Genomic DNA, 26,773 nt, shown 5'->3' with positions numbered 1-26,773 from the left:
CCGGGCCCCGGCACGTCCGTGTGTGGACCTGCGGCGCGTACGGGGCCGTCCTGGACCGGGACATCAACACGGCGGTCGACGCTGCCAGGGCCGCCGGACCGGCGGCGTCAGCCCGTGCTGGAGCAGGCGGAGATCCCCGGCCTCCGGGCCGGGGAGGACGTCAGACCTCGTCCGCCAGCTCCAGCCAGCGCATCTCCAGTTCCTCGCGCTCGGCGGCCAGCGACCGCAGCTCCAGGTCGAGTTCGGCCACCTTCTCGAAGTCGGTGGCGTTCTCGGCGATGGCGGTGTGCAGCTTCGACTCCCTCTCGGCGATCTTGTCCAGCTGCCGCTCGACGCGCTGCAGTTCCTTCTTGGCCGCGCGGCTGTCGCCGCCGCCCTTGGGCTTGGCCGGGGCCGGCGCGGGGGCGGCCGCCTCGACGGCCGCACGGCGGCGCTCCAGGTACTCGTCGATGCCGCGCGGCAGCATGCGCAGCGTCGCGTCGCCGAGCAGGGCCAGGACCCGGTCGGTGGTGCGCTCCAGGAAGTACCGGTCGTGGGAGATGACCACCATCGAGCCGGGCCAGCCGTCGAGCAGGTCCTCCAGCTGGGTCAGGGTCTCGATGTCCAGGTCGTTGGTGGGCTCGTCGAGGAAGAGCACGTTGGGCTCGTCCATCAGCAGCCGCAGCAGCTGGAGCCTGCGGCGTTCACCGCCGGAGAGGTCGCCGACCGGGGTCCACTGCTTCTCGTTGGTGAAGCCGAACTTCTCGCAGAGCTGACCGGCCGTCATCTCCCGGCCCTTGCCGAGGTCGACGCGGCCGCGCACCGACTCCACCGCCTGCAGCACCCGCAGCGCCGGGTCGAGTTCGGCGACCTCCTGCGACAGGTAGGCAAGCCGCACGGTCCTGCCGACCACCACCTTGCCCGCCACGGGCTGCTTCTCGCCCTCGCTGACGGCGGCGTCCGCGAGCGCCCGCAGCAGGGAGGTCTTGCCGGCGCCGTTGACGCCGACCAGGCCGATCCGGTCGCCCGGGCCCAGCTGCCAGGTCAGGTGCTTCAGCAGCACCTTGGGCCCGGCCTGGACGGTCACGTCCTCCAGGTCGAAGACGGTCCTGCCGAGCCGGGTCGTGGCGAACTTCATCAGCTCGGCGTTGTCGCGCGGCGGCGGCACGTCGGCGATCAGCTCGTTGGCGGCCTCGATGCGGAAGCGCGGCTTGCTGGTGCGGGCGGGGGCGCCACGGCGCAGCCAGGCCAGTTCCTTGCGCATCAGGTTCTGCCGCTTGACCTCCTCGGTCGCGGCGATCCGCTCGCGCTCGGCGCGGGCGAAGACGTAGTCGCTGTAGCCGCCCTCGTACTCGTGGACGTCACCACGCTGCACGTCCCACATGCGGGTGCAGACCTGGTCCAGGAACCAGCGGTCGTGGGTCACGCACACCAGGGCCGAGCGGCGCGCCCGCAGGTGGCCCGCCAGCCAGGAGATGCCCTCGACGTCGAGGTGGTTGGTGGGCTCGTCGAGCACGAGCAGGTCCTGCTCGGCGATGAGCAGCTTCGCCAGCGCGATCCGCCGGCGCTCGCCTCCGGACAGCGGCGCGATCACGGTGTCCAGCCCCTGCGGGAAGCCCGGCAGGTCCAGCCCGCCGAAGAGCCCGGTGAGCACGTCCCGGACCTTGGCGTCGCCGGCCCACTCGTGGTCCGCCCGGTCGCCGACCACCTCGTGCCGGACGGTGGCCTGCGGGTCCAGGCTGTCGTGCTGCGTCAGCACGCCCAGCCGCAGGCCCGAGGTGTGCGTCACGCGCCCGGTGTCCGGCCCCTCCAGCTTCGCCAGCATCCGGATCAGGGTGGTCTTCCCGTCGCCGTTGCGGCCGACGACACCGATGCGGTCGCCCTCCGATACGCCGAGCGAGATCCCGTCCAGCAGGGTGCGCGTTCCGTACACCTTGCTGACGGACTCGACGTTGACCAGGTTGACGGCCATGGGACTCCTGTCACTACGAACGAACGACCTCCCAGGGTAGTGCGGCCCTCCCGTCCCCCGTGCCCGGCCGTCCCCGGCGCGCACCCGTGCGGGTGGGCCCGCCCGCTTCCGGCGTCCCCCCGCGCCCGGGCCCCGCACACTGCGCGGGGCCGCCATGCGCCCTGCGGCCGGGGTACGTCGCGTGGGCTGACGTCGGGCTCAGACCCTGGCGCGGCCCGCGCGCTCGACCAGGGCCCAGCCGGCGGCGGCCATGAGGACGGCGGCCGGGGCCGTGACGCGGAAGGCGATCAGGGTGGCCGAGTGGCCGTCGAGGAGGCCGCCGAAGCCGACGGCGGACAGGCCGAGGACGCCGAGGAGCGCGAGGGCGACGCCGAGGGCCGCGCCGGGGCCGGACAGGGACGTGCCCCGCCGGGCGGCAGGGACGGAGGGCGCTGCGGGGCGTTCGGCGCGGCGGAAGACGGCGACCAGGGCGGCGGTGAGGGCGGTCGCGGCCGCCACGCGCAGGGGCGCCTGGGCCCACCAGGCGGCCGTGGCCGGGGCGGGCAGCGTGCCGCCGAGCGAGATCAGCGCGCCGTACACGGCGAGCATGGCGGTGAGGTGCCAGAGGAACGCCGTCATCGCGATGCCGTTCGCGGCGACCACGCCGTGCCACACGCGGGGCCGCCGCAGCAGGCGCGCGGCGGGGCGGCGCAGCAGTTCGACGGCGCCGACGAGCCACACGCCGTGGCAGAGCAGGGCGAGCGTGGGCGGCGCCATGTTGGAGATCCGCTCGCCCGGCATGCCCACCATGGACAGCGGGTACGGCCCGAGGGCGACCAGCGCGACCGCCCCGGCCAGCCCGCAGGCCGCCATGGCCGCGGGGCGCCGCAGCCGGCCGTCCGCGCGCAGGAAGCCGAGCTGGTGCACCGCGAGCCACACGAACGCGAAGTTCAGGAACGGGACGTAGGGCACGGCGGCGGCGAAGCGCAGTACGTCCACCAGGACCGCCCCGGCCGCGAGCGCGGCGAAGGCCCCCCAGCCGTACCGCTCGTGCAGCCGCAGCAGCGGCGGGGTGAAGGCGACCATGCCGAGGTAGATCCCGATGAACCACAGCGGTTGCGCCACCAGCCGCGCCGCCACGTCCGGCACCGGGAGCAGCAGCGCGCCCGCGCCCCACACCGCGACGAACAGCATCGTCGGCCGCAGCAACCGGCGTAGCCGGGCCCGCAGGAAGTCCGCGTAGCCGCCGCCGGATCGCGCGACGGAGCGGTACGAGAGCGCGTGCGAGAAGCCGCCGACGAAGAAGAACACCGGCATGACCTGGAGCACCCAGGTCAGCGGTTGCAGCGCCGGGCGCACCGCCAGCAGGTTGCCGACCTCGACTCCCCCGCCGGCCCCGGTGGTCACCGCCGCCATCAGCCAGTGCCCCAGCACGACCGTGGCCAGTGACGCCACCCGCAGGAAGTCGACGTAGCGGTCCCGAGCCGCGGGCGTGGCCGCGGCCGTCTCTCCGGCTGTCATCCCCATGGCGGCACGATCCCGTGCCGGGGCGCCGCGGCGTCAGGCCCGTCCTACTCAACTCGCCCCGGGGACGGGTGAGTACGGGTACTCAGAGCAGGGTGGCGCCCTGCGCGGGGCCGGTGGTGACCCGGACCGCGCGGCAGGTGCCGGAGGCGGCGAGGGCGCCGGCGACGGCGTGCGCGGTCTCGGCGTCCTTGGTGAGGAAGGCGGTGGTGGGACCGGAGCCGGAGACCAGGGCGGCCAGGGCGCCGGCCTCGGTGCCCGCGGCGAGGGTGGCGGCCAGCGAGGGCCGCAGGGACAGCGCGGCCGGCTGCAGGTCGTTCGCCAGGGAGGCGGCGAGGGCGACGGCGTCACCGCCGCGCAGGGCGTCCAGCAGGGCGGCGGACGCCTCCGGCTCGGGCACCGCGGCGTCGCCTCGCAGCCGGTCGCACTCGCGGTAGACCTCGGGGGTGGACAGGCCGCCGTCGGCGACGGCGAAGACCCAGTGGAAGGTGCCGCCGGTCTCCAGCGGCTCCAGCAGCTCTCCCCGGCCACGGCCGAGCGCGGCGCCGCCGACCAGGCTGAAGGGGACGTCGCTGCCGAGCTCCGCGCAGATCTCCAGCAGCTCCTCACGGCTCGCGCCGGTGCCCCACAGCGCGTCGCAGGCGACGAGGGCGCCCGCGGCGTCGGCGCTGCCGCCGGCCATGCCGCCCGCGACGGGGATGTCCTTGTCGATGTGGATGTGGACGCGCGGCTCCAGGCCGTGCCGTGCGGCGAGCGCGACGGCGGCGCGGGCGGCGAGGTTGCTCCCGTCCACCGGGACCTGGTCGGCGTCCGGGCCCGCGACGGTGATCCGCAGCTCCTCGGCGTGCGCGACGGTGACCTCGTCGTACAGGCCGACGGCGAGGAAGACGTTCGCCAGGTCGTGGAAGCCGTCGGGGCGGGGCCCGCCCACCGCGAGCTGGACGTTGACCTTGGCGGGGACGCGGACGGTCACGGACGCGGGGCGGCGGGTCACTGGCGCGGTTCTCCTCGGTGCGTGGGTCGTGCGGTGCGCGGCGCGTGCGGGAACGGGACGTCGCGGTCCGGGGGCACGGCGGCGCCCCCATTGTGCCCCCTGCTACCGCCGGGGGACGGCGGGCCCGCCGTGCTCGGCGATCGCCGCGAACTCCTCGACGGTCAGCGACTCCCCGCGGGCCTGCGGGGAGACCCCGGCGGCGACCAGCGCCTCCTCGGCCGCGGCGGCCGAGCCCGCCCAGCCGGACAGCGCGGCGCGCAGCGTCTTGCGGCGCTGCGCGAAGGCGGCGTCCACGACGGAGAACACCTGCTCGCGGGAGGCGGTGGTGACCAGCGGCTCCTTGCGGCGGACCAGCGAGACCAGCCCGGAGTCGACGTTCGGGGCGGGCCAGAAGACGCTGCGGCCGATGGCCCCGGCCCGCTTCACCTCCGCGTACCAGGCCGCCTTCACCGAGGGCACCCCGTACACCTTGGAGCCGGGACCGGCGGCCAGCCGGTCGGCCACCTCGGACTGCACCATCACCAGGGTGCGCTCGATGCTCGGGAAGGTCGCGAGCATGTGCAGCAGCACCGGGACGGCCACGTTGTACGGCAGGTTGGCCACCAGCGCCGTGGGCGGCGGCCCGGGCAGCTCCTCGACGCGCAGCGCGTCGCTGTGCACGAGCGCGAAGCGGCCGGCCCGGCCGGGCAGGCGGGCGGCGACGGTCGAGGGGAGGGCGGCGGCGAGGACGTCGTCGATCTCGACGGCGGTGACGCGCTCGGCCACCTCCAGCAGCGCCAGCGTGAGCGAACCGAGCCCGGGGCCGACCTCGACGACCACGTCGTCGGGCCGGACGTCCGCGGTACGCACGATGCGGCGCACCGTGTTCGCGTCGATGACGAAGTTCTGGCCGCGCTGCTTGGTGGGGCGGACGCCCAGCGCGGCGGCCAGCTCACGGATGTCGGCGGGGCCGAGCAGGGCGTCGTCGGCGGGACCGGAGTGGTCGGTGGTGCTCACCGCTCAAGGGTATCCGTGCCCGGCGGGCCCTCCCCCGTACCGGCCCTCGTCCCCGGAGCGGCTCGCCCGGCCGACGCGGGGAAGGCCGGGGCGGTGCCTCGCCCCGCTTCCGGGGCGCCTGGCCGCGGCCCTGCGGGAGGTACGCGCCCAGGCACACCCCCGCGATCGGGGGCGCCCCGGACCGGCCACGAATAGGCGGGCTAGGAGTAGAGCTTGCGGCCGCACACCGGCCAGGGGCCGGCGCCGCGCTGGATGTACAGGCGCTTGGCGCGGTACGTCTGCTCCTTGGCCGAGGCGTCCTGGGGACGGCCGTGGCCGCCCAGGTTGCGCCAGGTGCGCTTGTCGAACTGGTAGAGGCCGCCGTAGGTGCCGGAGGCGTCCACCGCGTTCGGCCGGCCGCCCGCCTCGCACTGGCCGAGGGCCTTCCAGTTGAGGTGGTCGGCGCCCTCGACGCTGTCGGGGAGCGGCTTGGTGCCGACGCGCACGACCTGCCGCACGGGCTCGCGCAGCACCTCCTCGGCCACGCGGCGCGGCTTCTGCCGGACCCCGTCGACCGTGCGGTGCGCGTACGTGACGCGGCGCAGCCCGTTCCTGCCCCGGGTGTCGACGGCGGTGGTGCCCTCGAAAAGCGTGGGGTCCTCCGTCCGCTCGACGCGGAACGGCACCGGCTCCTCGTGCGTCTCGTCGTGGCCGCGGATGCGCTTCACGGCGATCGTCTGGCCCTCGCGGGGGAAGCTGTCCGGGTCGGCGGAGGTGGCGTCCAGGCCGTGCAGCGCGATGCCCGCGTCGTGCAGCGCCTCGCCGACGGTGGCGGCGTTGGTGCGGACCGGGCGTTCGTGCCCGTCGACGAGGAAGGTCACCTGCCGTTCGGTGCGGACGTCGAGTTCCAGCCCGTGCCGCCCGATGGCCTCGCCTCGGGAGGCGGACAGGTACGCGCCGTCCGCGCGGACGCCCAGCTGGCGCAGGGCTCCGTCGACGGTGCCGGCCGTGGTCCAGATCCGCCGTGGCCTTCCGTCGAGGGTCAGCGCGACCGGTCGGCCGAAGCGTACGGCGATGGTGTCGCCGTCCCGCAGTTCGGCGTCGGGGCCGGGCGCGACGATGTCGTGGTCGCCGACCTCGATGCCCTGGCGCTGCAGCAGTTCCTCGACGCTCCCGGCGAAGGTGTGCAGGACGCGCGGCTGACCGTCCACGCTGAGCTGCACGGCCTTGCCGCCGGCCAGGTAGGCGGTGCTGCCGCCCGCCAGGCAGGCGACGACGAGGGCCCGGGGCAGCAGCCTGCCCAGCGTGTCGGGGCGCCGTGCGGCGCGCCTGCGCCGGGTGGCCGCGCGCCCCGGACGCGGTTCGGCGTCCTCGGCGGCGGGGGCCGTACCCGGTGTCCCGCGGTCGGGGCCCTCCGCGGAGGACCGTGTTCCGGCCCGCGTCGTGCCCGCCTTGCTCCTGTTGCTCACGGCGTACCTCCGGCCCGGCCCGATTCGGGCCGAACCGGGACCATAGCGGAGGATTCATCACTCCCCCAAGCCGAACGGTCACGCCGTGTCGCCGGTACGGGTGCCCGCCGCGCCGCTCGCGGCCGTGGTCGGCGGGCCCCCGCCCCGGGCACGGTGGGCACCGAGGGGTCCCGGCGGGGGTCCGGAATCGGACACCCGGCGTTACGCCGACCGCGCGACGCGGCGTCAGTAACCGAAGGCGCGGGCGGTGTTGGCCCCGATGGCCGCGGCGACCTCGTCCTCCGCGGCGCCCCGGGCGGCGGCCATGGCCCGCACCGTGACCGGGATCAGGTACGGGGCGTTGGGCCGGCCCCGGTGCGGGACGGGGGTGAGGAAGGGCGCGTCGGTCTCGACCAGGAGCAGTTCCGCGGGGGCGACGGCGACCGCGTCGCGCAGGTCCTGGGCGGACTTGTAGGTGACGTTGCCGGCGAAGGACATGTAGTAGCCCTTGTCCGCGCACAGCTTGGCCATCTCCGCGTCGCCGGAGTAGCAGTGGAAGACGACGGTGCCGGGCGCGCCCTCCTCGTCGAGGATGCGCAGCACGTCGGCGTGGGCCTCGCGGTCGTGGATGACCAGGGCCTTGCCGTGCCGCTTGGCGATGTCGATGTGGCGGCGGAAGGAGTACTGCTGGGCCTCGACACCCTCGGGCCCGGTGCGGAAGTAGTCCAGTCCGGTCTCGCCGACGCCGCGCACCTGGGGCAGCGCGGCGAGGGCTTCGATCTCCGCGAGGGCCGCGTCCAGCGCGGGCAGGCCGCCCGCCACGCGGGCCCCCTGGCGCGACCATCCGTCCGGGTCCCCGTGGACGATCCTGGGGGCCTCGTTGGGGTGCAGGGCGACGGCCGCCCACACGGCGTCGTACGCACCGGCGGTGCGTGCCGCCCAGTGGGAGCCGTCGACGTCGCAGCCGACCTGGACCACGGTCGTCACGCCGACCGACGCCGCCTTCGCCAGCGCCTCCTCGACGGTGCCCTCCTGCATGTCGAGGTGGGTGTGGGAGTCCGCCACCGCAACCGCGAGCGGTTCGGGGAGGGGAGGGGCGGCGGACGCGTCCTTCTTGGGGCGCTGGCTCTGGCTCTGCTCGGGCATGCCCCCGATCCTAGGCGGGCGGCACGGCGGCTCCGCCCGGCCTAGTGCTCGCCCCTCCTGCGGTGCAGCAGGTTGCGGGGCGACCAGTGCCGCGCCCGGCGCTCGGCGCCCTCCACCGCGGACGAGGCCGGTACCCGGCGCATGTCGGAGGCGGCGGGCAGGGGCCCGGCGGTCGCGGTGGCCGACCAGGACCCGGCGACATCGGAGACCTGTCCGGCCCGCATGATGCGGACCTTGTGGCTCTCGCACTCCACGCACGTCGGCCGGGTCAGCGGGGACGGCACACGCTTGCCGTCCGCCATGTACCAGACGACCTCGCGACCCTGTGCGTCGACGTGGTGCTCGATCTCGTACGCCTGCTCCCATCCTCGGCCGCAGCTGATGCAGACGAAGGCGTACGCCTCACGAACCGTGCCATCGGTTCCGATGGTCTCGCTCATGGCAGCTCCTGATGCCCTCCGGACGAGGCGTCCGGAGCGGGACTTCCCTCTACCAGCGAACGCCCGGCAGGGCGTCGGCGACAGCGGCGGTGCCCATTCTTGAGCCAGTTTTGGGGTGTGTGTGACGCGGGGCCGATCGGGCGGCCCAGGTTTTTCCCTCTCCTACGATAGGACTTTGCACCGTGCCGCGTTTAGCCGGTTGTGGGACGGTTCGCGGCGTGCTTCGCGGAGACCACGGCGTCGAAGACCTCCCGCTTGGGGAGCCCCGCCGCGGCCGCCACGGCCGCGATCGCCTCCTTGCGGCGCTCGCCCGCCTCCTCGCGGACCTGGACCCGGCGCACCAGCTCGGTGGCGTCCAGCTCCTCCGGCCCGGTCTCCGGGGCTCCCTCCACCACGACCGTGATCTCCCCGCGCACCCCTTCGGCGGCCCAGGCCGCCAGCTCCTCCAGGGTGCCGCGCCTGACCTCCTCGTAGGTCTTGGTCAGCTCGCGGCAGACGGCGGCCCGGCGCCCGGCGCCGAAAGCCTCGGCCATCGCGGCGAGGGTCTCGGCGAGGCGGTGCGGGGCCTCGAAGTACACCAGCGTGCGGCGCTCCCCGGCGGCCTCGCCGAGCCGGGCCCGCCGCTCACCGGCCTTGCGGGGCGGGAAGCCCTCGAAGCAGAAGCGGTCCACGGGCAGGCCGCTGAGGGCGAGCGCGGTCAGCACGGCGGACGGGCCCGGGACGGCCGTCACGCGGATGTCCCGCTCGACGGCCGCCGCGACCAGCCGGTAGCCGGGGTCGGACACGGAGGGCATCCCGGCGTCGGTGACGAGCAGCACCCGGGCGCCGTCCTCCAGCGCCGTGACCAGCTCCGGGGTGCGGGCCGACTCGTTGCCCTCGAAGTACGACACGACCCGGGCGGTGGTGGTCACGCCCAGGGACTGGGTGAGCCGGCGCAGCCGCCGGGTGTCCTCGGCGGCGATCACGTCGGCCCCGGCCAGCTCCGCGGAGAGCCGCGGCGGTGCGTCGGCGACGTCGCCGATGGGGGTCCCTGCGAGTACGAGTACGCCTGCGGCCGGTCCTGCGGAGCTAGTCACCGCCCCAGTCTCCCACCCGCCGCGGGCCCGCCCGGGCCCGCGCGATCCCCGCGGCGGCACGGCGGCGTACCCCCGGTTGGCCCGGTCCTCAGCACATACACATGCGGCTTCCCTACGATGGCCCGGTGACGAGTGACACCGCGACGCACGCCCACCGGGTCGAGGACGCACCGAAGGCCGCGGAGGAGCAGAGCCCCTGGCAGCGGCGGCTGCGCCGCTACGGCTACGCGGACCGCCCACGCGCCGACGTGCGCGAGCGCCTGGTCGCGCCGTTCCCCGAGCCGGGGACACGGGTGTGGGCCGCGCTCGGCGTGGGCCCTGCGGCGGCGTCACGGCTGGCCCGCTGGACGGGCTGGGGCGGCCCGCTGCTGGTGGCGCTCTTCGCCGGACTGCTGCGCTTCTGGAACCTCGGCAGTCCGCGCGCGGTGATATTCGACGAGACGTACTACGCGAAGGACGCCTGGTCGCTCCTGCAGTACCGCTACGAGGGGAGCTGGCCGGACAAGGCCAACGAACTGATCCTCGCCGACCCGCCCTCCATCCCGCTCTCGGACGCCCCCTCCTACGTGGTGCACCCGCCGGTCGGCAAGTGGGTGATCGCCTCCGGGGAGTGGATCTTCGGGCTGAACCCCTTCGGCTGGCGCTTCGCGATGGCCGTGCTCGGCACGCTGTCGGTGCTGATGCTCTGCCGCATCGGCCGCCGGCTGTTCCGCTCCACGGCGCTTGGCTGCCTCGCGGGCGGCCTGATGGCGGTCGACGGCCTGCACTTCGTGATGAGCCGCGTCGCCCTGCTCGACCTCGTCGTCATGTTCTTCGTGCTGGCCGCCTTCGGCTGCCTGCTGATCGACCGCGACCGGGCGCGGGCCCGGCTCGCCGCCGCCCTCCCCGGGGGCCGCCCGGACGACCGCGTCGCCTCCTTCACGTGGCTGGGCCTGCGCCCCTGGCGGATCGCGGCCGCGATCTGCCTGGGCCTGGCCATCGGCACCAAGTGGAACGGCCTGTACGTCCTGGCGTTCTTCGGCGTCCTCACCGTGCTGTGGGACGCCGGCGCCCGCCGCGTGGCCGGCGCCCGCTACCCCCGGCTCACGGCGTTCTGGCTGGACGGGCTGTGGGCGGGGATCTCCATGCTCGGCGTCGCCGTCGTGACGTACCTGGTGACCTGGCTCGGCTGGTTCACCACCGCCAAGGGCTACGACCGCGACTGGGCCAAGGGCGACGGCGGCTTCCTCTCGAACGCCTGGGCGGCGCTGCGCAGCCTGTGGCACTACGAGTCGCAGGTCTACGACTTCCACGTCAACCTGCACTCCCCGCACACCTACCAGTCCAACCCGTGGAGCTGGCTGGTCCTGGGCCGCCCGGTGTCGTACTTCTACGAGTCCCCCAAGTTCGGCAAGGACGGCTGCACCGCGGTCGGCGGCTGCGCCCGCGAGGTGCTCGCCATCGGCACCCCGCTGCTGTGGTGGGCCGGGTGCTTCGCCCTGCTGTACGTCCTGTACCGCTGGATCTTCCGCCGCGACTGGCGCGCCGGCGCGATCGCCTGCGGCGTCGCCGCCGGTTACCTGCCGTGGTTCCTCTACCAGGAGCGGACGATCTTCCTCTTCTACGCGGTCGTCTTCGTGCCGTTCCTCTGCCTCGCGGTCGCGATGATGCTCGGCGCGATCCTCGGTCCGCCCGGTTCCAGTGAACGCCGCCGCATGTGGGGCGCGGTCGGCGCGGGCACCCTGGTGCTGCTGATCGTCTGGAACTTCATCTACTTCTTCCCGCTCTACACCGGGCAGACCATCCCCATGGACGCCTGGCGCGACCGCATGTGGCTCGACACCTGGATCTGACCCGGCCACCCCGCGCGGCGGGGCCACACCGCGGGCGGCCCCGGCGGCGCACCCGCGGGAGGCCTGCCACGCGACCATCGACGCCATCGTCACGCACACCGCTCGCGTCCCTTCCCTTCCAGCGGGCCGACCGCGCAAAGCACCACCTGCCCGGCGCCGGCGGGGAGCATCCGGTCGCCACGTTCGACCGCATCCGTGCCGCACTGCGGACCTGGGAGCCGGACGGCGACGCCCCGGCGCCGGCCCGGACGAAGCGCCGCTGGTGGCAGCGGGGCCGCTGACCTGGCCGGTGACCGTTTGCAGGGGGGAGGGCGCGGACCTAGCGTGAACCCCGAGGGAATGTCACGTATGTCCGCCCCCGATCGCAGCGTGCCCGGTAAAGCGTCGGCGCTCGACAGCGCCGGCGCAGCTTTGGCCGTGGTCGACGCCGGCGGGGTCCTGGTCCGCTGGACCGAGGTCGCCCGCAGGCTGCTGGGGTACACGGCGGAGGACGTGCTGGGCCGGGACGCCACGATGCTGCTGGACGCGCCGGGCCGCGGCCCGCGGGGGTTCGCCGGCGAGTGGGCCGGGCCGGCCGCGCTGCGGCACCGTGACGGCAGGCGGCTGGACGTGGACCTGCGGGTGACCGGGCTGCCGGGGGCGGCGGGCACGGTGGACTGGCTGGTCACGACGGCCGGGGTGCCCCCGTCCGTACTGGAGTCGGCCTGCGAGCTGAGCCCCTTCCCGATGGCGATCTGGGACAGCGACCTGCGCACCGCCTGGCTGAACGACGCCCTGGCCGAGAAGTTCGGCCTCTCCCGGGAGGAACGCCTGGGACGGCACCTGGACGAGTCGCCGCTCTACGCCAACACCGAGCAGGTCGAGTCGCTGCTGCGCGAGGTCCTGGAGAGCGGCGTCCCGGTGATCGACCGGGAACTGGACCAGCTGGACCGGTTGCGGCTGCGCGCGTACGCGCTCTCCGTCTTCCGGATCGAGGACGTCCGCCACGGTCTGCCCGGCGTCTGCTCGGTGAACGTGGACGTCACGGAGAGCCGGCGGGCCAGGGACCGCATGACCGTGCTCGGCCGCGCGGCGAGCAGCATCGGGACCAACCTGGACGTCCTGCAGACCGCGCAGGACCTCGCCGACCTGCTGGTGCCGCTGCTCGCCGACTACGCGACGATCGACCTCGCGGAGTCGGTGCGGCTCGGCGACGCCCCGCTCACCCGGCTCGGCGTGATGGAGGGCGGCAACGTCCCCGTCTTCCACCGGGCGGGGATCGCCTCCGTCCACGACGACTTCCGGGAGTCGCTCTACGCGCGCGGCAGCCCCGTCTTCGTCCCCCCGCATTCGCCGTTCATCGAGGTGCTGCGCTCGGGCCGGACGTACATGGAGACGGAGCTGGACACCGAGCCCGGCACGTGGCTGGAGGAGGACGCGCAGCGGCTGCAGCGGGTCCTCGACGTCGGGATGCACAGCCTGCTGATCCTGCCGATCCACACGCGGGACGAGATCCTCGGTGTCGCCGTGCTCGTCCGCAGCGAGAACCCCACGCCGTTCGACGAGAACGACCGGACGCTCGCGGAGGAACTGGTCAGCCGGGCCGCGCTGAGCCTGGACAACGCCCGCCGCTACACGCGCGAGCACACCATGGCGCTGACGCTGCAGCGCAGCCTGCTCCCCCGCAACCCCAGCGCCGGGTTCGCCCTGGAGACGATCTGGCGCTACCTGCCGGCGGACACCCAGGACGGCGTGGGCGGCGACTGGTTCGACGTGATCCGGCTGTCCGGCGCCCGGGTGGCCCTGGTCGTCGGGGACGTCGTGGGCCACGGCCTCAACGCCGCCGCGGCCATGGGACGCATCCGCACGGCGGTGAGCACCCTCGCGAGCCTGGAGTTGCCGCCCGACCGGCTGCTGGCCGCGCTGGACGACCTCGTCGTACGGCTGGGCTTCGAGGACTTCGACGAGGGTTCCCCCGCCGCCGGCATCCTCGGCGCCACCTGCGTGTACGCGGTCTACGACCCCATCGAGGAGCGGCTGACCATCGCCCGGGCCGGGCATCCGCCGCCCGCGGTCGTCACCCCGGACGGCGCGGCGGCCTTCCCGGACATGCCCTCCGGGGCGCCGCTGGGCGTGGGCCTGCGGTCCTTCCCGTCGGTCGACCTGGAGCTGCCCGCGGGAAGCGTGATCGCCCTGTACACCGACGGGCTCGTCGAGACCCGGGACGGCGACATCGACGAGGGGCTGGAGCGCCTGCGGACGGCGCTCACCCGGCCGCCCGGGACCTCGCTGGAGGACCTGTGCGACGGGGTGGTCGACCTGCTGCCCACGAGCGGCCAGGACGACGACGTCGCGCTGCTGCTCGCCAGGACCTGCAGCTTCAGCGCCGACCGGGTGTTCAGGGTGGAGGTGCCCGCCGATCCGGCCGCCGTCGGACCGGTGCGGTCCGAGGCGGCCCGGCAGTTGTCCGCGTGGGGGCTGGACCGGGTGCGGGGGGCCGCCGAGCAGATCGTCGGGGAGCTGCTGGCCAACGCCGTACGGCACGGGGCGGGACCCGTGCGGCTGCGGCTGGTCCGGCACATGAAGCTGTCCTGCGAGGTCTTCGACGCCGGTCCCGGCCCGCCGCTGCCACGCCGTCCCGAACCGACCGACGAGGGCGGCCGGGGCCTGGTGATCGTGGCGGAGCTGTGCACGCGGTGGGGTGTCCGCAGGACCGGGGAGGGCAAGATCGTCTGGGCGGAACTGGCCCTCACGGACGAGGAGCGGCTCCCGCCCGGGCCGGAAAGGTGACCCGCCGGTAGGGGGCCCTGACCGGCGGACTTTCCCGTGCCATGGGAAGCGCGTGCTGAAGCTGTGACCCGGTCGGGCACCCCGGCTCCACCCACGTCCCGTAGAGTGCGCTTGCACTGCCACGTTTTTGAACATGTTCAGGGGGACCACGGGGAGGGTCGGTGCCATGCGCCGAGGAGTGAAGCTGGGGATCGTCGCCACGCTGACCGCGGGACTGGTGGGAACCGCCGCGTACGGGGCGTACAACATCTACGACGGGCTGGCCGGGGGCGGCGGCTTCTCCGCGGAGGCCGCGCCGGTCGAGACCGGGCCGCCCACCGCGGCCGAGGTGAAGAAGACCGCCGCGGACTTCCTGACCGCGTGGGCCAAGGGGGACACCACAGCGGCGGGGGCGCTCACCAACGACGCGACGACGGCCTCCGCGGACCTGGCCGCCTACCGGCAGGACGCGCACGTCGCCCGCGTACGGCTGACACCGGGCACCGCCCAGGGGGACGTCGTGCCGTTCGAGGTCGTGGCCTCGCTCTCCTACAAGGGCAAGACCTCCACGTGGACGTACTCGTCGAAGCTCACCGTCTTCCGCGGCGAGACCACCCACCGCCCCCTCGTCGACTGGCAACCGGCGGTGATGCACCCCAAGCTGACGGAGGGTCAGTCACTGGAGACCGGTGAGGCCAGCTCACCGCCGGTGGACGTCGTCGACCGCAACGGCAAGGTCCTGGACGCCGACGACTACCCCTCGCTGGCCTCGGTCCTGCCGCAGCTCCGCGAGCGCTACGGCGCCAAGCTCTCCGGCGGCAAGCCGGGCATCGAGACCTGGGTGAACGGCGGCGACGGCCCCGGCCAGACACTGCACGTGATCGCCGAGGGCACACCGGCGAAACTCCCCACCACCTTGGACGCTCGCGCCCAGAAGGCCGCCGAACAGGCCGTCAAGAACAAGAGCCAGTCGTCGGTCGCGGCGGTCAAGGCGAGCACCGGCGAGATCCTCGCCTTCGCCAACAACCCGTCGACCGACAACAACAACGCCTTCAACGCGCAGGTCGCGCCCGGATCCACCTTCAAGGTCGTCACCGCCACCGCGCTGCTGGAGAAGGGCGTGACCCCGGGCACCCCGGCGCCGTGCCCGGCGACCGCGAACTACGACAACGGCAAGATGTTCCACAACGTGGAGAGTTCCTCCGACCCGTCGGCCACCTTCCAGCGGGACTTCGCGATCTCCTGCAACACCGGCTTCATCAAGCTCGCCGGACGGCTCGACGAGTCCTCGGTCCCCTCGGTCGCGCAGCGCTACTACGGCTTCGGCCAGACCTGGAACGTCGGCGTCCCCGCCTGGGACGGCCGCGTTCCCGGCGGCCCGGGCGACGAGATGACGGAGGAGATGATCGGCCAGGGCCAGATACAGATGAGCCCGCTCAACATGGCCTCCATCGCCGCCACCGTGCAGAACGGCGTGTTCCGCCAGCCCCGGCTGGTGGCCGCCGGCCTGATCGAGGGCCCCCTCGCCAAGGCCCGCAGCGGCCTGCCGTCCGGCGTCCGCGGCAACCTCAAGTCGATGATGCGGCTGACCGCGTCGAGCGGCACCGCCGCGGGCGCGATGCGCGGGGTCTACGGCGACGTCGGCGCCAAGACCGGCTCCGCGGAGGTCGGCGGCCAGGAACAGCCCAACGGGTGGTTCGTCGCGTTCCGCGGTGACGTCGCGGCCGGCGGGATGGTGCTGGAGGGCGGGCACGGCGGCGACTCCGCCGGGCCGATCGTGGCCTCGGTGCTCAAGGCCGCCTCGTGACCCGCCCGCAAATGGCTTGGCCCCCGCGCCCCACCGGGCACTAGCGTGCCGGACATGTCGACTTCAGCTGCAGCCCACCCCCGGTTCGCGGAAGCGCTCACCGCGCTGGGCCTCCGGGTACCCGTGCGCGCCTTCCCCGACGCGACCCGCACCGCGGCGCAGGCCGCCGCGGCCGTCGGCTGCGAGCTCGGCCAGATCGTCAAGTCCCTGATCTTCACGGCGGACGGGGTCCCGGTCCTGGTCCTGATGGACGGCGCCTCCCGGGTCGACGTGGAACGGGTCCGCGCCGAACTCGGCGCGACGCAGGTCCGCCGGGCCGACGCGGACCTGGTGCGCGAGACGACGGGGTACGCCATCGGCGGCGTACCCCCCTTCGGGCACCGCACGCGGACCACCGTCCTCGCCGACCGGGGCCTGCTGGAGCACGCGACCGTGTGGGCGGCCGCCGGCACCCCGCACACCGTCTTCCCCATGGCCCCCGCCGAACTCGTCGGGCACGCCGGGGCGACCCTCGCCGACGTCCGCGAACGCACCGCGTGACACCGCTGATCGCGGCGGCCGTCCTGCTCGCGGCCGTCACCCACGCGGCCTGGAACGCCATCGCCCACGGCATCAAGGACCAGTTGGTCGCGTTCACCCTCGTCGGGGGCGGTGGAGCGCTCTGCGGCGCGGCCGTCGCCGGGTTCGCGCCGCTGCCCGCGGCCGGCGCCTGGCCCTACCTTGCCGCGTCGGTGGGGATCCACATGGCCTACATGTACCTGCTGATGAAGTCCTTCACGCTGGGCGACTTCGGGCAGGTCTACCCCATCGCGCGGGGCGTCGCCCCGATGGTCGTGACGCTGCTGGCGGCGGTCTTCGTGGGCGAGGTGCCGGACGCCCTGCAGACCGCGGGCGTCCTCGTCGCCTCCGCCGGGCTCGGCGGGGCCGCCCTGTGGGGCATGCGGGGCCGCCGCAGGGACTGGCCGGCGGTCGGCGCGGCCGTGGGCACCGGCCTGACCATCGCGGCGTACACCGTGGTCGACGGCGTCGGCGTCCGCGCCTCCGGCACGGCCCTCGGGTACGTCGCCTGGCTCCTGCTCGTCCAGGGCGTCCTGCTCGTGTCCTGCGCCCTCGCGGTGCGCGGCGCGGCGCTCCCCGCGCAACTGCGCCCGGTCGCCGGCCGCGGCCTGCTCGGCGGGGCGCTGTCCATGTCCGCCTACGGACTCGTCCTGTGGGCCCAGACACGCGGTGACCTCGCCCCCATCGCGGCCCTCCGGGAGACGTCCATCATCGCGGGGGCGGTCATCGGGGCGGTGTTCTTCAAGGAGCGGCTGGGACGGTCCCGCGTCGTGGCGGCGCTGCTGGTGGTTGCGGGGATCGGCCTGATGCTTCACGTGTGACCGGGTCTTGTGGTTGCGGCCTGTTGTCGTGTGCGGGTTTTTTGCGCCTGCGGCGGGCTGTTCGCCCACCCTCCCGCCCTCCCCCAACCTTCGGCCGGGGGGACCCCCATCCGGCGCGATTGGTGCGGGTCTCGCACGTCGTTGTGGGGTCGGCGCCGCGCCAGCGCACTCCCCCAACCTTCGGCCGGGGGACCCCCAGAACGCTCGCGGTTTGCGTCTACATCATTCGGCGCCGCGTCCGCCGCTCGTCTCCCCCAGCCTTCGGCGAGGGGGAGCACCCCGCCACACCCCCTCCCGAGGAATGGGCGCACAACGGCCGGTGGGGGGTATGGGGGCAGTCCGGGGTTGCCGCACGTGCGTTGCTGAACCCCCACGGCACCTCGGTTCCAGCCGCGCATCCTTCGGCACCGGGTCCGCCGCTCGTCACCCCTGGCCTTTGGCCAGGAGGAACACCCCGGCTGTTGGCGTGAGTCCCCTCCGCTCGACCTGACCGCACCTCCCCATCGGCGACCACGTTCGCCCCCGATGAGCTCACCTGAACTGGGCGGGAGGCCCATCGATCCTGACGCGGATCCTGGCTGACGCTTCTCTCGACTCCGCGATCAGGTGACCCGAGGGCGCCTTCGATGCCGACTCCACCGCGTCCGAAGTGGGGCGAGGTAAGACATCGCGGGTCACCCCTGGTCCTCGCTCGTGCCCGTACTCCACGAACTGCGGTGCGGCCAGCCACCTTCTACCCGCCCACCGGCCGTTGTGCGCCCATACCGGCGGGAGGGGGCGTGTCGGGGCGCTCCCCCTCGCCGAAAGCTAGGACAGACGAGCGGCGGACCCGACGCCGAACGATGCGGGCCTGAACCCCGGGGCCGCAGGGTCAGAGCGCGGTTCAAGGCAACCCCGGACTGCCTCCATACCCCCCACCGGCCGTTGTGCACCCACACCCGCCAGAGGGGGCGTGGCGGGGTGCTCCCCCTCGCCGAAAGCTAGTGCCGCGTCAGACAACGTCTGCCCTGCTGTGTTGGGCTGGACGCTGCCATACTCGCGGCCATGGGAAGAGCTTTGGGTCACACCCAATCGTGGGGGCCGGGTGATCTGACCGGCGGGCCGGTCGATCAGGTCTTCGCGCAGGTGCGTCGTGATGTGCCTGGGTTGGTCGTCGAACGCTTGGCGGTCACACACGCCGGTGACGATGACAACGTGTACTTCCTGGGTGACGAGTCGGTCCTGGACCGCGTCCAGCTCGATACCGGCCCGGGCGGTCAGCCGCCATTCTTGGTCGAGTCCGATGATCGGGTGGTGACTTCGGAAATCGCCCAGGTGGTCGCGGTTGTTTGCGCGTGGCTCGGTTCAGGCGATGTTCGTGCGGGCGACGATTTCGCGTAGGCGCTTGTCCTGGGAGTGCTTGTTCCCCCACCGGCCGGTGTGCGCCCCAACCTCGGGAGGGGGTGTGTCGGGGTGCTCCCCCTGGCCGAAGGCTGGGGGAGACGAGCGGCGGACCCGGTGCCCGAGGATGTTGGGGTAAACCGCGAGCGTTCTGGGGGTCCCCCCCGGCCGAAGGCTGGGGGAGTGCGCCGGCGCGGCGCCGACCCCCGACGAACTTGCGCAGGCTCGCACCAATCGCGCCGGATGGGGGTCCCCCCGGCCGAAGGTTGGGGGAGGGCGGGTGGGCGGGGAAAAGCCTCAACCCCAGCCACAAACGACCCGCACGCAACAACAGGCCGCAACCACGACCGCCGGCATCAATCGAGCGCGGAGCGGAACGATGCCGCGTTCACAAGGATCCCCCCGTCCACGGGCAGCGTGAGCCCCGTGATCCAGGACGCGTCGCCGGAGGCGAGGAACGCGACCGCCGCCGCGATGTCGCGGGGCTCGCCGACCCGCCCGAGGGGATAGACCCCCGCGAGGCGGTCGAGCGCGTCCTCGCGCCCCGCCCAGGCGGGCGTCCGCACCGTGCCGGGGGCGACGAGGTTGACCCGGACGCCGCGTCGGGCGGCGTGCACGGCCAGCGTGCGGGTCAGGGAGGCAAGCCCCGCCTTGGCGGCGCTGTAGGCGTGGTTGCCGAAGTTCATGTGCCCGTTGACGGAGCCGATGCTGACGATCGCCCCGCGCCCGCCCGCCTCCGCCAGCAGCGGCAGCGCCGCGCGGGCGCAGCGCATGGCCCCGGTGAGGGTGACCTCCAGGTCCTCGTACCACTCGGCGTCCGGGACGTCCTCGAACCGCGGCGGGTCCACGTGGCAGGCGTAGGCGTTGTTGACCAGCACGTCGAGCCGCCCGAAGCGTTCGACGGCGTACGCCATGGCGGCGTCCACCGCGGCCTGGTCGACGACGTCGCAGCGCACCGCCGCGGCCCGGCCGCCGGTCTCCTCGGCGAGGGCCTCCGCCGTCGCCGCGGCACGGTCCGCGTCCAGGTCGGCCAGGAGGACTTCCGCGCCCTCGGCCATCAGGCGCCGGGCGGTCGCCGCGCCGATGCCCTGGGCGCCCCCGGTGACGACGGCGACGTGTCCCTCGAACCTGCGCATCGGGTCATCTCCCGCCGGCGAGCGATTGAAAGGCGCTGCCCTCTCGCCTCCTTACTCGCGCGTAGCGTAACGTGCCTGCACACCCAAGGGGAGCGGAAAGGCACACCATGGCGCTGGACGCGGACGTCATCGTCGTCGGAGCTGGACTGGCCGGTCTGGTCGCGACCGCCGAGCTGGCCGACGCGGGCCGCAAGGTCCTCCTGCTGGACCAGGAGCCGGAGAGCAACCTGGGCGGCCAGGCGTTCTGGTCCTTCGGCGGGCTGTTCCTCGTCGACTCCCCCGAGCAGCGCCGGATGCGGATCAAGGACAGCCGCGAACTCGCCCTGCAGGACTGGATGGGCACCGCCGGCTTCGACCGCGCCGAGGACCGCCGGCCGCGCGAGTGGGCCGAGGCGTACGTGGACTTCGCCGCGGGCGAGAAGCGGTCGTGGCTGCACGCGCAGGGTATGAGGTTCTTCCCGGTGGTCGGCTGGGCGGAGCGCGGCGGCTACCTCGCGACCGGGCACGGCAATTCGGTGCCCCGCTTCCACATCACGTGGGGCACGGGCCCCGGCATCGTGGCGCCGTTCGAGCGCCGGGTGCGGGAGGCCGTCGACAGGGGCCTGGTGGAACTGCGCTTCCGGCACCGCGTGACGGCCCTGACGACGACGGGCGACGCGGTGGACGGCGTGGCGGGCGAGGTCCTGGTGGACAGCGACGCCGAGCGCGGCCACGCGAGTTCGCGGGAGATCCGGGCGGAGTTCCAGCTCAAGGCGCAGGCGGTGATCGTCACTTCGGGCGGCATCGGCGGCAACCACGAACTGGTGCGCGCGGCCTGGCCCGAGCGGCTGGGCACGCCGCCGCGCAAGCTGCTGTCGGGCGTTCCGGCCCATGTGGACGGCCTGATGCTGGGGGTCGCCGAGGCGGCGGGGGCGCACCTGATCAACGGCGACCGGATGTGGCACTACACCGAGGGCATCGAGAACTGGGACCCGATCTGGGCCAGGCACGGCATCCGCATCCTGCCGGGCCCGTCGTCCCTGTGGCTGGACGCGACCGGCAGGCGGCTCCCGGTCCCGCTGTTCCCGGGCTTCGACACGCTGGGGACGCTGGAGCACATCATGCGGACCGGGCACGAGTACACGTGGTTCGTCCTCACCCAGAAGATCATCGAGAAGGAGTTCGCGCTGTCGGGCTCCGAGCAGAACCCGGACCTGACCGGCAAGAGCGTGCGCGACGTGCTCAAGCGCGTGCTGCCGGGGGCGCCCGGCCCGGTCGAGGCGTTCAAGCGGAACGGCGTGGACTTCGTCGTGGCGGACGACCTGCCGGAACTGGTGCGCGGCATGAACGCGCTCACCAAGGACGACCTGCTCGACGAGACGGCGATGCGCCGTGAGATCGAGGCCCGCGACCGCGAGATCACCAACACCTTCACCAAGGACCTGCAGGTCACCGCGATCCGCGGGGCCCGCAACTACATCGGCGACAAGCTGATCCGCACCGCCGCCCCGCACCGGCTGCTGGACCCGAAGGCGGGCCCGCTGATCGCGGTGCGGCTGAACATCCTGACCCGCAAGTCGCTCGGCGGCATGGAGACCGACCTGGACGCACGGGTGCTGCGCGCCGACGGCGAGCCGCTGCCGGGGCTGTATTCGGCGGGCGAGGCGGCCGGCTTCGGCGGCGGCGGGATACACGGCTACCGCTCGCTGGAGGGGACCTTCCTCGGCGGCTGCATCTTCTCCGGCCGTACGGCGGGGCGCGCCGCCGCGAAGGCGACCGCCTGAGCGGTCCCCCCGCGCGCCGCCGGTGCGTCCCGACCCCGGTCCTGACCGGTACCGGGCGGGAGGCACCATGGGGGGGAGCAACAACGGCGGCGCATGGTGGGAGCACGGGCTGTGGTGGACGTCCACGGGGCAGTGACGGAAGGCTTCGAGCCGGTCCGGGAGGCCTTCGTCCGGAACTTCGAGGAGCGGGGCGAGCGCGGCGGGGCCGTGGCGCTGTACCGGGACGGCCGCAAGGTCGTGGACCTGTGGGCGGGTTCCGCCGGCGGGGACGGGGCCGGCGGCGCGCCCTGGGCGCAGGACACGGCGCAGGTGGTGCGCTCGGCGACGAAGGGCGTGGCGGCGGCGTGCCTGCTCCTGCTGCACCAGCGGGGGCAGCTCGACCTGGACGCGCCCGTCGGCACGTACTGGCCCGAGTTCAAGACCGCCGGCAAGGAGCGGGTCACGGTCCGCGACGCCCTGGCGCACCGGGCCGGGGTGCCGGCGCTGGACACCCCGCTCACCCCGGAGCAGGCGCAGGACGGCGTCAGCGGGCCGCGCGCGATCGCGGCGCAGGCCCCGTTCTGGGCGCCCGGGAAGGACCACGGCTACCACGCGCAGACGTACAGCTGGCTGATCGGCGAGCTGGTGCGGCGCGCGAGCGGGGGCCGCTCCCTGGGGCGCTACGTGGCGGAGGAGATCGCCCGCCCGCTCGGCCTCGACCTGTGGATCGGCCTGCCGGCGGGCGAGGAGCACCGCGTCGGGCGGATCGCCGCCGTGGACACCCCGCCGCCCCCGGCCGCGGCGGGGCTGCGCGCACGGCCCAAGCGGAACGTGACCGAGGCGTACGACGACCCGTCGTCGCTGACCCGGCGGGCGTTCGGCGCGATCGACCCGCTGCCGGACGAGAACGACGCCGCCTACCACGCGGCGCAGCTGGCGGCCTCCGGCGGCATCGCCACCGCCCGTTCGCTGGCCCGCTTCTACGCCGCGCTCATAGGGGAGGTCGAGGGCCCCGGCGCCCGGCTCTTCGCGCCGGCGACGCTCACCTCCGCGCGCACCCCGGAGTCGGAGGGCCCGGACCGCGTCCTGGTGGTGAACACCCGCTTCGGCCTGGGCTTCATGCTGCACGGCCCGGCCGCCCCGCTGCTGTCCCCGGGCTCCTTCGGGCACCCGGGCCGCGGCGGGTCGCTGGGCTTCGCGGACCCGGGTGAGGGCGTCGCCTTCGGCTACGTCACCAACGGCATGCAGAAGAACGTCACCGCCGATCCGCGCGCCCAGGCGCTGGTACGGGCGGTGCGGGAGTGCCTGCGCTGACGGCGGCCGGAAAAGTTGCCCGGGCTCCGGGAGCCGCGAACGATGGATGAGTGAGCGACGCCGCATATCTCCGGTTTCCGCATGTTCACGGCGAGCGGCTCTGTTTCGTCGCCGAGGACGACATCTGGGTCGCGCCCCTGGGCGAGGGGCGCGCGTGGCGGGTGACGGCCGACCGGACCCGGGTCGGGCATCCCCGCTTCTCCCCCGACGGGTCGGTGATCGCCTTCAACAGCTGGCGCTCCCTCGACCCCGAGGTGTACGTCGCACCGGTGGAGGGCGGCCCGGCCCGCCGGCTGACCTACTGGGGCAGCACCGACACCCGCGTGCGTTCCTGGACGCGGGACGGCCGCATCCTGGCGGTGTCCTCCCATGGCGAACCCTTCTCGCACTACACGTGGGCCTACGGCGTCCCCGTGGAGGGCGGTCCGGGCAGCCGCCTGCCCTGGGGCCCGGTGTCGGACATCGCCGTGGACGACAGCGAGGAGGGCGAGCACCGGACGCTACTGCTGACGGCGACCGCGCCCCACGAGCCGGCCTCGTGGAAGCGGTACCGGGGCGGCGCGACGGGGCGGCTGTGGCTGCAGTGCCGGCGGCTGGTGCCGGAGGTCGACGGCCACCTGGAGTCGCCGATGTTCGTCGCGGGGCGCATCGCCTTCCTCTCCGACCACGAGGGCATCGGCAACCTGTACTCCTGCCTGCCGGACGGCACGGACCTGCGGCGGCACACCGACCACGCCGACTTCTACGCCCGCAGCGCGGCGACCGACGGCACGCGCGTGGTCTACCAGTGCGCGGGCGAGGTGTGGCTGGTCGACGACCTCGGCCCGGGCTCGGTGCCGCGCCGCCTCACCGTGGACCTCGGCGGCCCGCGTGCCGGCCGGCGCCCGTACCAGGTCCCGGCCTCGGCGTACCTGGACGGGCTGGCCGTGGACCGCACCGGACGCGCCAGCGCGGTGTGCGTGCGCGGCAGCCTGTACTGGCTCACCCACCGCGACGGGCCCGCGCGCACCATCTCCGACGTGCCGGGGTCGCGGGTCCGGCTGCCGGTCATGCTGGGCGACACCGGGCGGATCGCCTTCGTCACCGACGCCGAGGGCGAGGACGCCATCGAGATCGCCGCCCTGCCGGGCCGCCCCGCGGCGCTGGCCGCCGCCGACATCGCCGACGCCGACGACGCGGTCGCGCAGGCCCTGCGGGCCACCGAGGAGGGCACCGCGGACGGGGGCGGGGAGGAGGACGAGGAGGAGACCGCGCAGGAGATCGCGGCCGCCGAGGGGCAGACGGAGCCTCGGCCCCCGTGCAGCAGCGGCGGCACCCGGCTGGCGTGCGGGCTGCTCGGCCGCGTCCACGAAATGGTGCCCTCGCCCGACGGCCAGATCCTCGCTGTCGCCTCCCACGACGGCCGGCTGCTCATGGTCGACGCGGAGTCCGGCGCGGTGGCCGAGCTGGTCCGCTCGTCCAACGGTCCCGTCCGCGACCTGTCCTTCTCCCCGGACTCCGACTGGATCGCCTGGTCCCACCCGGTCATCGGCCGTTCGCTGCGGAAGATCCGGATCGCCCGGCTCAGTCCGGACCCGGAGACCGGCAAGCACACCCTCATCGACGTCACCAACGGCCGTTTCGAGGACGAGCAGCCGGTCTTCACCCGCGACGGCCGCTACCTGGCCTTCCTGTCCTGGCGCGGCTTCGACCCGGTGTACGACGTGCACACCGGCGACCTGTCCTTCCCGCTGGGCTGCCGCCCGCACCTCGTACCGCTGCACTCGGCGACGCCCTCGCCCTTCGCGCTGCCCGTGGAGGGCCGGCCGCCGGGGGGCGGGCTGGACCCGACCGGGTTCACCGAGGGGCCGCTGGCGGTGGAGGCGGCCGGGCTGCCGATGCGGGTGACGCCCTTCCCGGTGCCCGCCTCCAAGTACAGCTCGCTGGAGGCGGTGCGGGGCGGGCTGACCTGGCTGCGCTGGCCGATCTCCGGCGCGCTCGGCGAGACCTTCGTCAATCCGACGGACCCCTCCGCCCGCCCCACGCTGGAGTACTTCGGCCTGGCGAAGTCCAAGCGGGTCGAGCTGGTGCGGCACATGGACTGGTACCGGATCAGCGGCGACGGCACGCAGCTGGTGGTCTTCGACGAGGGCGACCTGACGGTGGTCCCGGCGTACGAGCCGGGCGACCTGGACTCCACCGTCTACATCGACATGCGCCGCATCCTGCACGAGGCGAACCCGCCCACCGAGTGGCGGCAGGCGTTCGACGAGGCCGGGCGGATCATCCGCGACTACTTCTGGGCGCCGGACATGTGCGGCATCGACTGGCCGGAGATCCTCGACCAGTACCGTCCGCTGGTCGAACGGGTCGCCACCCCGGACGAGTTCGCCGACCTGCAGCGCGAGGTCCTCGGCGAACTGGGCACCTCGCACGCGTACGTGGCGTCCGCCCGCCGCAGCGAGGGGCCGCCGCACTACCAGCGGCCGATCGGGCTGCTCGGCGTCAACTTCCTCCACACCAAGGACGGCCGGTGGGTGGTCACCCGCATCCTGCCGGGCGAGTCCTCGGACTCCAAGGCGCGTTCGCCGCTGGCCGGCACCGGCATCCTGGAGGGCGCGGCGCTCACCCACGTCGACGGCCGCGCCGTCGACCCGGACGCCGGTCCCGGCCCGTTGCTGTCGGCCGCGGGCGGCACCACGGTGGAGCTGACCTTCGTCCCGCCCGACGGCGGGCATCCGCGCCGGGTCGCGGTGGTGCCGCTGGTGGACGAGCGGCCGCTGCGCTACCAGGACTGGGTGGCCAAACGACGCGCGGTCGTACGGGCGTTGAGCGAGGGGAAGTGCGGCTACCTGCACATCCCCGACCTCGGGGGCTCGGGCTGGGCGCAGTTCAACCGCGACCTGCGCATCGAGATCGTCCATCCGGCGCTCATCGTCGACGTGCGCGGCAACGCGGGCGGCAACATCAGCGACCTGGTGGTGGAGAGCCTGACCCGCAAGATCCTCGGCTGGGACCACACCCGCCACGCGCAGCCGGTGAGTTATCTCGGCAACGCCCCGCGGGGCCCCATCGTGGCACTGGCGGACGAGGCGACGGCCTCCGACGGCGACATGATCACCGCCACGTTGCGGCTGCTGGGCATCGGCCCCGTGGTGGGCCACCGCACCTGGGGCGGCGTGGTCGGCATGACCGGCCGGCACCGGCTGGGCGACGGCACGGTGATCACGGTGCCGATGAACGCCGCCTGGTTCGAGGCCTACGGCTGGGCGGTGGAGAACTACGGCGTGGAGCCGGACATCCCCGTCATCCGCACGCCGTTGGACTGGGCGGAGGGCCGCCGCACCGACCTGGAGGTCGCCGTGCAGACGGCACTGGACCTGCTGGAGAAGCACCCGGCCTCCACACCGCCCGATCTGTCCGACCGCCCGGACCGGCGGCGGCCGCCGCTCCCCCCGCGTCCCTGAACCTCCCCTCCCCGTCAGGGACGGCGGACGGGTACCGCCGAGGAAGGTCGCGTCGAGGAAGGTCCCGTCGAGGACGAGGAAGGGGCGCGCCCGGTACGGACGCGCCCCTCCTTCACGCCTTGACCACGCGGGTCAGGCCCGCTCGTGCCGCTCGTCGATCTCCTCCGGCGAGCGCCGGCGGTCGCGGTCGCCCTTGGGCATGCCCTCCGGGGGCTGCTTGGACGGCTGACCCTGGCCGGGCTCGCGGTGCTGCGGCTTGCCCGGCTGGCGCATCGGGTCGCCGGCCATGCCCTGAGCACGCTCGCGGGTCTGGCCGATACGCTCCTGCCCCTGGGGCTGAGCCTGCGGGCGGTGCTGCTGCCCGGCCTTGTTTCGCGTGGGGTCGTTCTTGCCCATGATCACTCCTTCGTGATGTATGGAATGGGCCTCGACCAGGCTGACACGGCCGGACACAGT

The 26,773-nt window shown here is 74.1% G+C and carries 19 protein-coding genes; 9 read left to right on the top strand and 10 right to left on the bottom strand.

What is annotated here, in order from left to right; translation table 11 throughout:
• Positions 1 to 160 precede the first annotated feature (160 nt).
• The 8 genes from ABZ479_RS14605 to rsmI all read right to left on the bottom strand — a co-directional run bounded on the left by ABZ479_RS14605 (position 161) and on the right by rsmI (position 9,533).
• A complete protein-coding gene (locus ABZ479_RS14605) occupies positions 161 to 1,951 on the bottom strand; it encodes an ABC-F family ATP-binding cassette domain-containing protein (RefSeq protein ID WP_500461919.1) in 1,791 nt (596 codons plus the stop codon).
• Positions 1,952 to 2,149: 198 nt separating this feature from the next.
• On the bottom strand, positions 2,150 to 3,457 hold the full coding sequence (locus ABZ479_RS14600; protein ID WP_500461918.1) for an acyltransferase family protein: 1,308 nt from the start codon (positions 3,455 to 3,457) through the stop codon (positions 2,150 to 2,152).
• An 82-nt stretch (positions 3,458 to 3,539) separates the two neighbouring features.
• A complete protein-coding gene (locus ABZ479_RS14595) occupies positions 3,540 to 4,448 on the bottom strand; it encodes a 4-(cytidine 5'-diphospho)-2-C-methyl-D-erythritol kinase (protein WP_500461917.1) in 909 nt (302 codons plus the stop codon).
• Positions 4,449 to 4,550: 102 nt separating this feature from the next.
• Positions 4,551 to 5,444, bottom strand: a complete 894-nt coding sequence (gene rsmA, locus ABZ479_RS14590; protein ID WP_500461916.1) for a 16S rRNA (adenine(1518)-N(6)/adenine(1519)-N(6))-dimethyltransferase RsmA — start codon at positions 5,442 to 5,444, stop codon at positions 4,551 to 4,553.
• A 200-nt stretch (positions 5,445 to 5,644) separates the two neighbouring features.
• The gene (locus ABZ479_RS14585) at positions 5,645 to 6,892 is read right to left on the bottom strand and encodes a resuscitation-promoting factor (protein ID WP_500461915.1); all 1,248 of its coding nucleotides are present in this window, start codon (positions 6,890 to 6,892) and stop codon (positions 5,645 to 5,647) included.
• Positions 6,893 to 7,117: 225 nt separating this feature from the next.
• Positions 7,118 to 8,017 (bottom strand): TatD family hydrolase, encoded by a 900-nt coding sequence (locus tag ABZ479_RS14580; protein WP_500461914.1) that lies wholly within the window; start codon positions 8,015 to 8,017, stop codon positions 7,118 to 7,120.
• 41 nt (positions 8,018 to 8,058) lie between these two features.
• A complete protein-coding gene (locus tag ABZ479_RS14575; RefSeq protein WP_500461913.1) occupies positions 8,059 to 8,457 on the bottom strand; it encodes a hypothetical protein in 399 nt (132 codons plus the stop codon).
• Between the two features lie 191 nt (positions 8,458 to 8,648).
• A complete protein-coding gene (rsmI, locus tag ABZ479_RS14570) occupies positions 8,649 to 9,533 on the bottom strand; it encodes a 16S rRNA (cytidine(1402)-2'-O)-methyltransferase (RefSeq protein ID WP_499600149.1) in 885 nt (294 codons plus the stop codon).
• Between the two features lie 101 nt (positions 9,534 to 9,634).
• Here rsmI and ABZ479_RS14565 point away from each other — a divergent pair, with 101 nt between their 5' ends.
• The 6 genes from ABZ479_RS14565 to ABZ479_RS14540 all read left to right on the top strand — a co-directional run bounded on the left by ABZ479_RS14565 (position 9,635) and on the right by ABZ479_RS14540 (position 18,679).
• Positions 9,635 to 11,365, top strand: a complete 1,731-nt coding sequence (locus tag ABZ479_RS14565) for a dolichyl-phosphate-mannose--protein mannosyltransferase (protein WP_500461912.1) — start codon at positions 9,635 to 9,637, stop codon at positions 11,363 to 11,365.
• A 348-nt stretch (positions 11,366 to 11,713) separates the two neighbouring features.
• Positions 11,714 to 14,134, top strand: coding sequence for a SpoIIE family protein phosphatase (locus tag ABZ479_RS14560; protein ID WP_500461911.1), 2,421 nt, complete (start codon positions 11,714 to 11,716; stop codon positions 14,132 to 14,134).
• A 166-nt stretch (positions 14,135 to 14,300) separates the two neighbouring features.
• Complete coding sequence (locus tag ABZ479_RS14555) at positions 14,301 to 15,920, top strand: penicillin-binding transpeptidase domain-containing protein (RefSeq protein WP_500461910.1); 1,620 nt, start codon at positions 14,301 to 14,303, stop codon at positions 15,918 to 15,920.
• A 54-nt stretch (positions 15,921 to 15,974) separates the two neighbouring features.
• Positions 15,975 to 16,460: a YbaK/EbsC family protein gene (locus ABZ479_RS14550; protein ID WP_500461909.1), complete on the top strand. Its 486-nt coding sequence runs from the start codon at positions 15,975 to 15,977 to the stop codon at positions 16,458 to 16,460.
• On the top strand, positions 16,457 to 17,299 hold the full coding sequence (locus ABZ479_RS14545; protein WP_500461908.1) for an EamA family transporter: 843 nt from the start codon (positions 16,457 to 16,459) through the stop codon (positions 17,297 to 17,299). Before ABZ479_RS14550 ends, ABZ479_RS14545 begins: the two co-directional genes overlap by 4 nt.
• 1,044 nt (positions 17,300 to 18,343) lie before the next feature.
• Positions 18,344 to 18,679: a hypothetical protein gene (locus ABZ479_RS14540; RefSeq protein WP_500461907.1), complete on the top strand. Its 336-nt coding sequence runs from the start codon at positions 18,344 to 18,346 to the stop codon at positions 18,677 to 18,679.
• Positions 18,680 to 19,035: 356 nt separating this feature from the next.
• Here the strand turns inward: ABZ479_RS14540 and ABZ479_RS14535 are convergent, their stop codons facing one another.
• A complete protein-coding gene (locus ABZ479_RS14535; RefSeq protein WP_500461906.1) occupies positions 19,036 to 19,815 on the bottom strand; it encodes an SDR family NAD(P)-dependent oxidoreductase in 780 nt (259 codons plus the stop codon).
• Between the two features lie 107 nt (positions 19,816 to 19,922).
• Between ABZ479_RS14535 and ABZ479_RS14530 the strand changes: the two genes are divergently transcribed.
• The 3 genes from ABZ479_RS14530 to ABZ479_RS14520 all read left to right on the top strand — a co-directional run bounded on the left by ABZ479_RS14530 (position 19,923) and on the right by ABZ479_RS14520 (position 26,317).
• Complete coding sequence (locus tag ABZ479_RS14530) at positions 19,923 to 21,578, top strand: FAD-binding dehydrogenase (protein ID WP_500461905.1); 1,656 nt, start codon at positions 19,923 to 19,925, stop codon at positions 21,576 to 21,578.
• A gap of 93 nt (positions 21,579 to 21,671) precedes the next feature.
• A complete protein-coding gene (locus tag ABZ479_RS14525; RefSeq protein WP_500461904.1) occupies positions 21,672 to 22,871 on the top strand; it encodes a serine hydrolase domain-containing protein in 1,200 nt (399 codons plus the stop codon).
• Positions 22,872 to 22,921: 50 nt separating this feature from the next.
• On the top strand, positions 22,922 to 26,317 hold the full coding sequence (locus ABZ479_RS14520; protein ID WP_500461903.1) for a S41 family peptidase: 3,396 nt from the start codon (positions 22,922 to 22,924) through the stop codon (positions 26,315 to 26,317).
• Between the two features lie 132 nt (positions 26,318 to 26,449).
• Here the strand turns inward: ABZ479_RS14520 and ABZ479_RS14515 are convergent, their stop codons facing one another.
• Positions 26,450 to 26,713 carry a hypothetical protein gene (locus ABZ479_RS14515; protein WP_499600138.1) on the bottom strand — a complete coding sequence of 88 codons (264 nt, stop codon included), beginning with the start codon at positions 26,711 to 26,713 and terminating at the stop codon, positions 26,450 to 26,452.
• Positions 26,714 to 26,773 lie beyond the last annotated feature (60 nt).

The sequence above is a fragment of the Streptomyces sp. NPDC005722 genome, from assembly GCF_040630935.1.
In the GTDB taxonomy this organism is placed as follows: Bacteria; Actinomycetota; Actinomycetes; order Streptomycetales; family Streptomycetaceae; genus Actinacidiphila.
The sequence above is the reverse complement of the archived record's forward strand: the minus strand, read 5'-3'. Positions and strand labels throughout refer to the sequence as shown.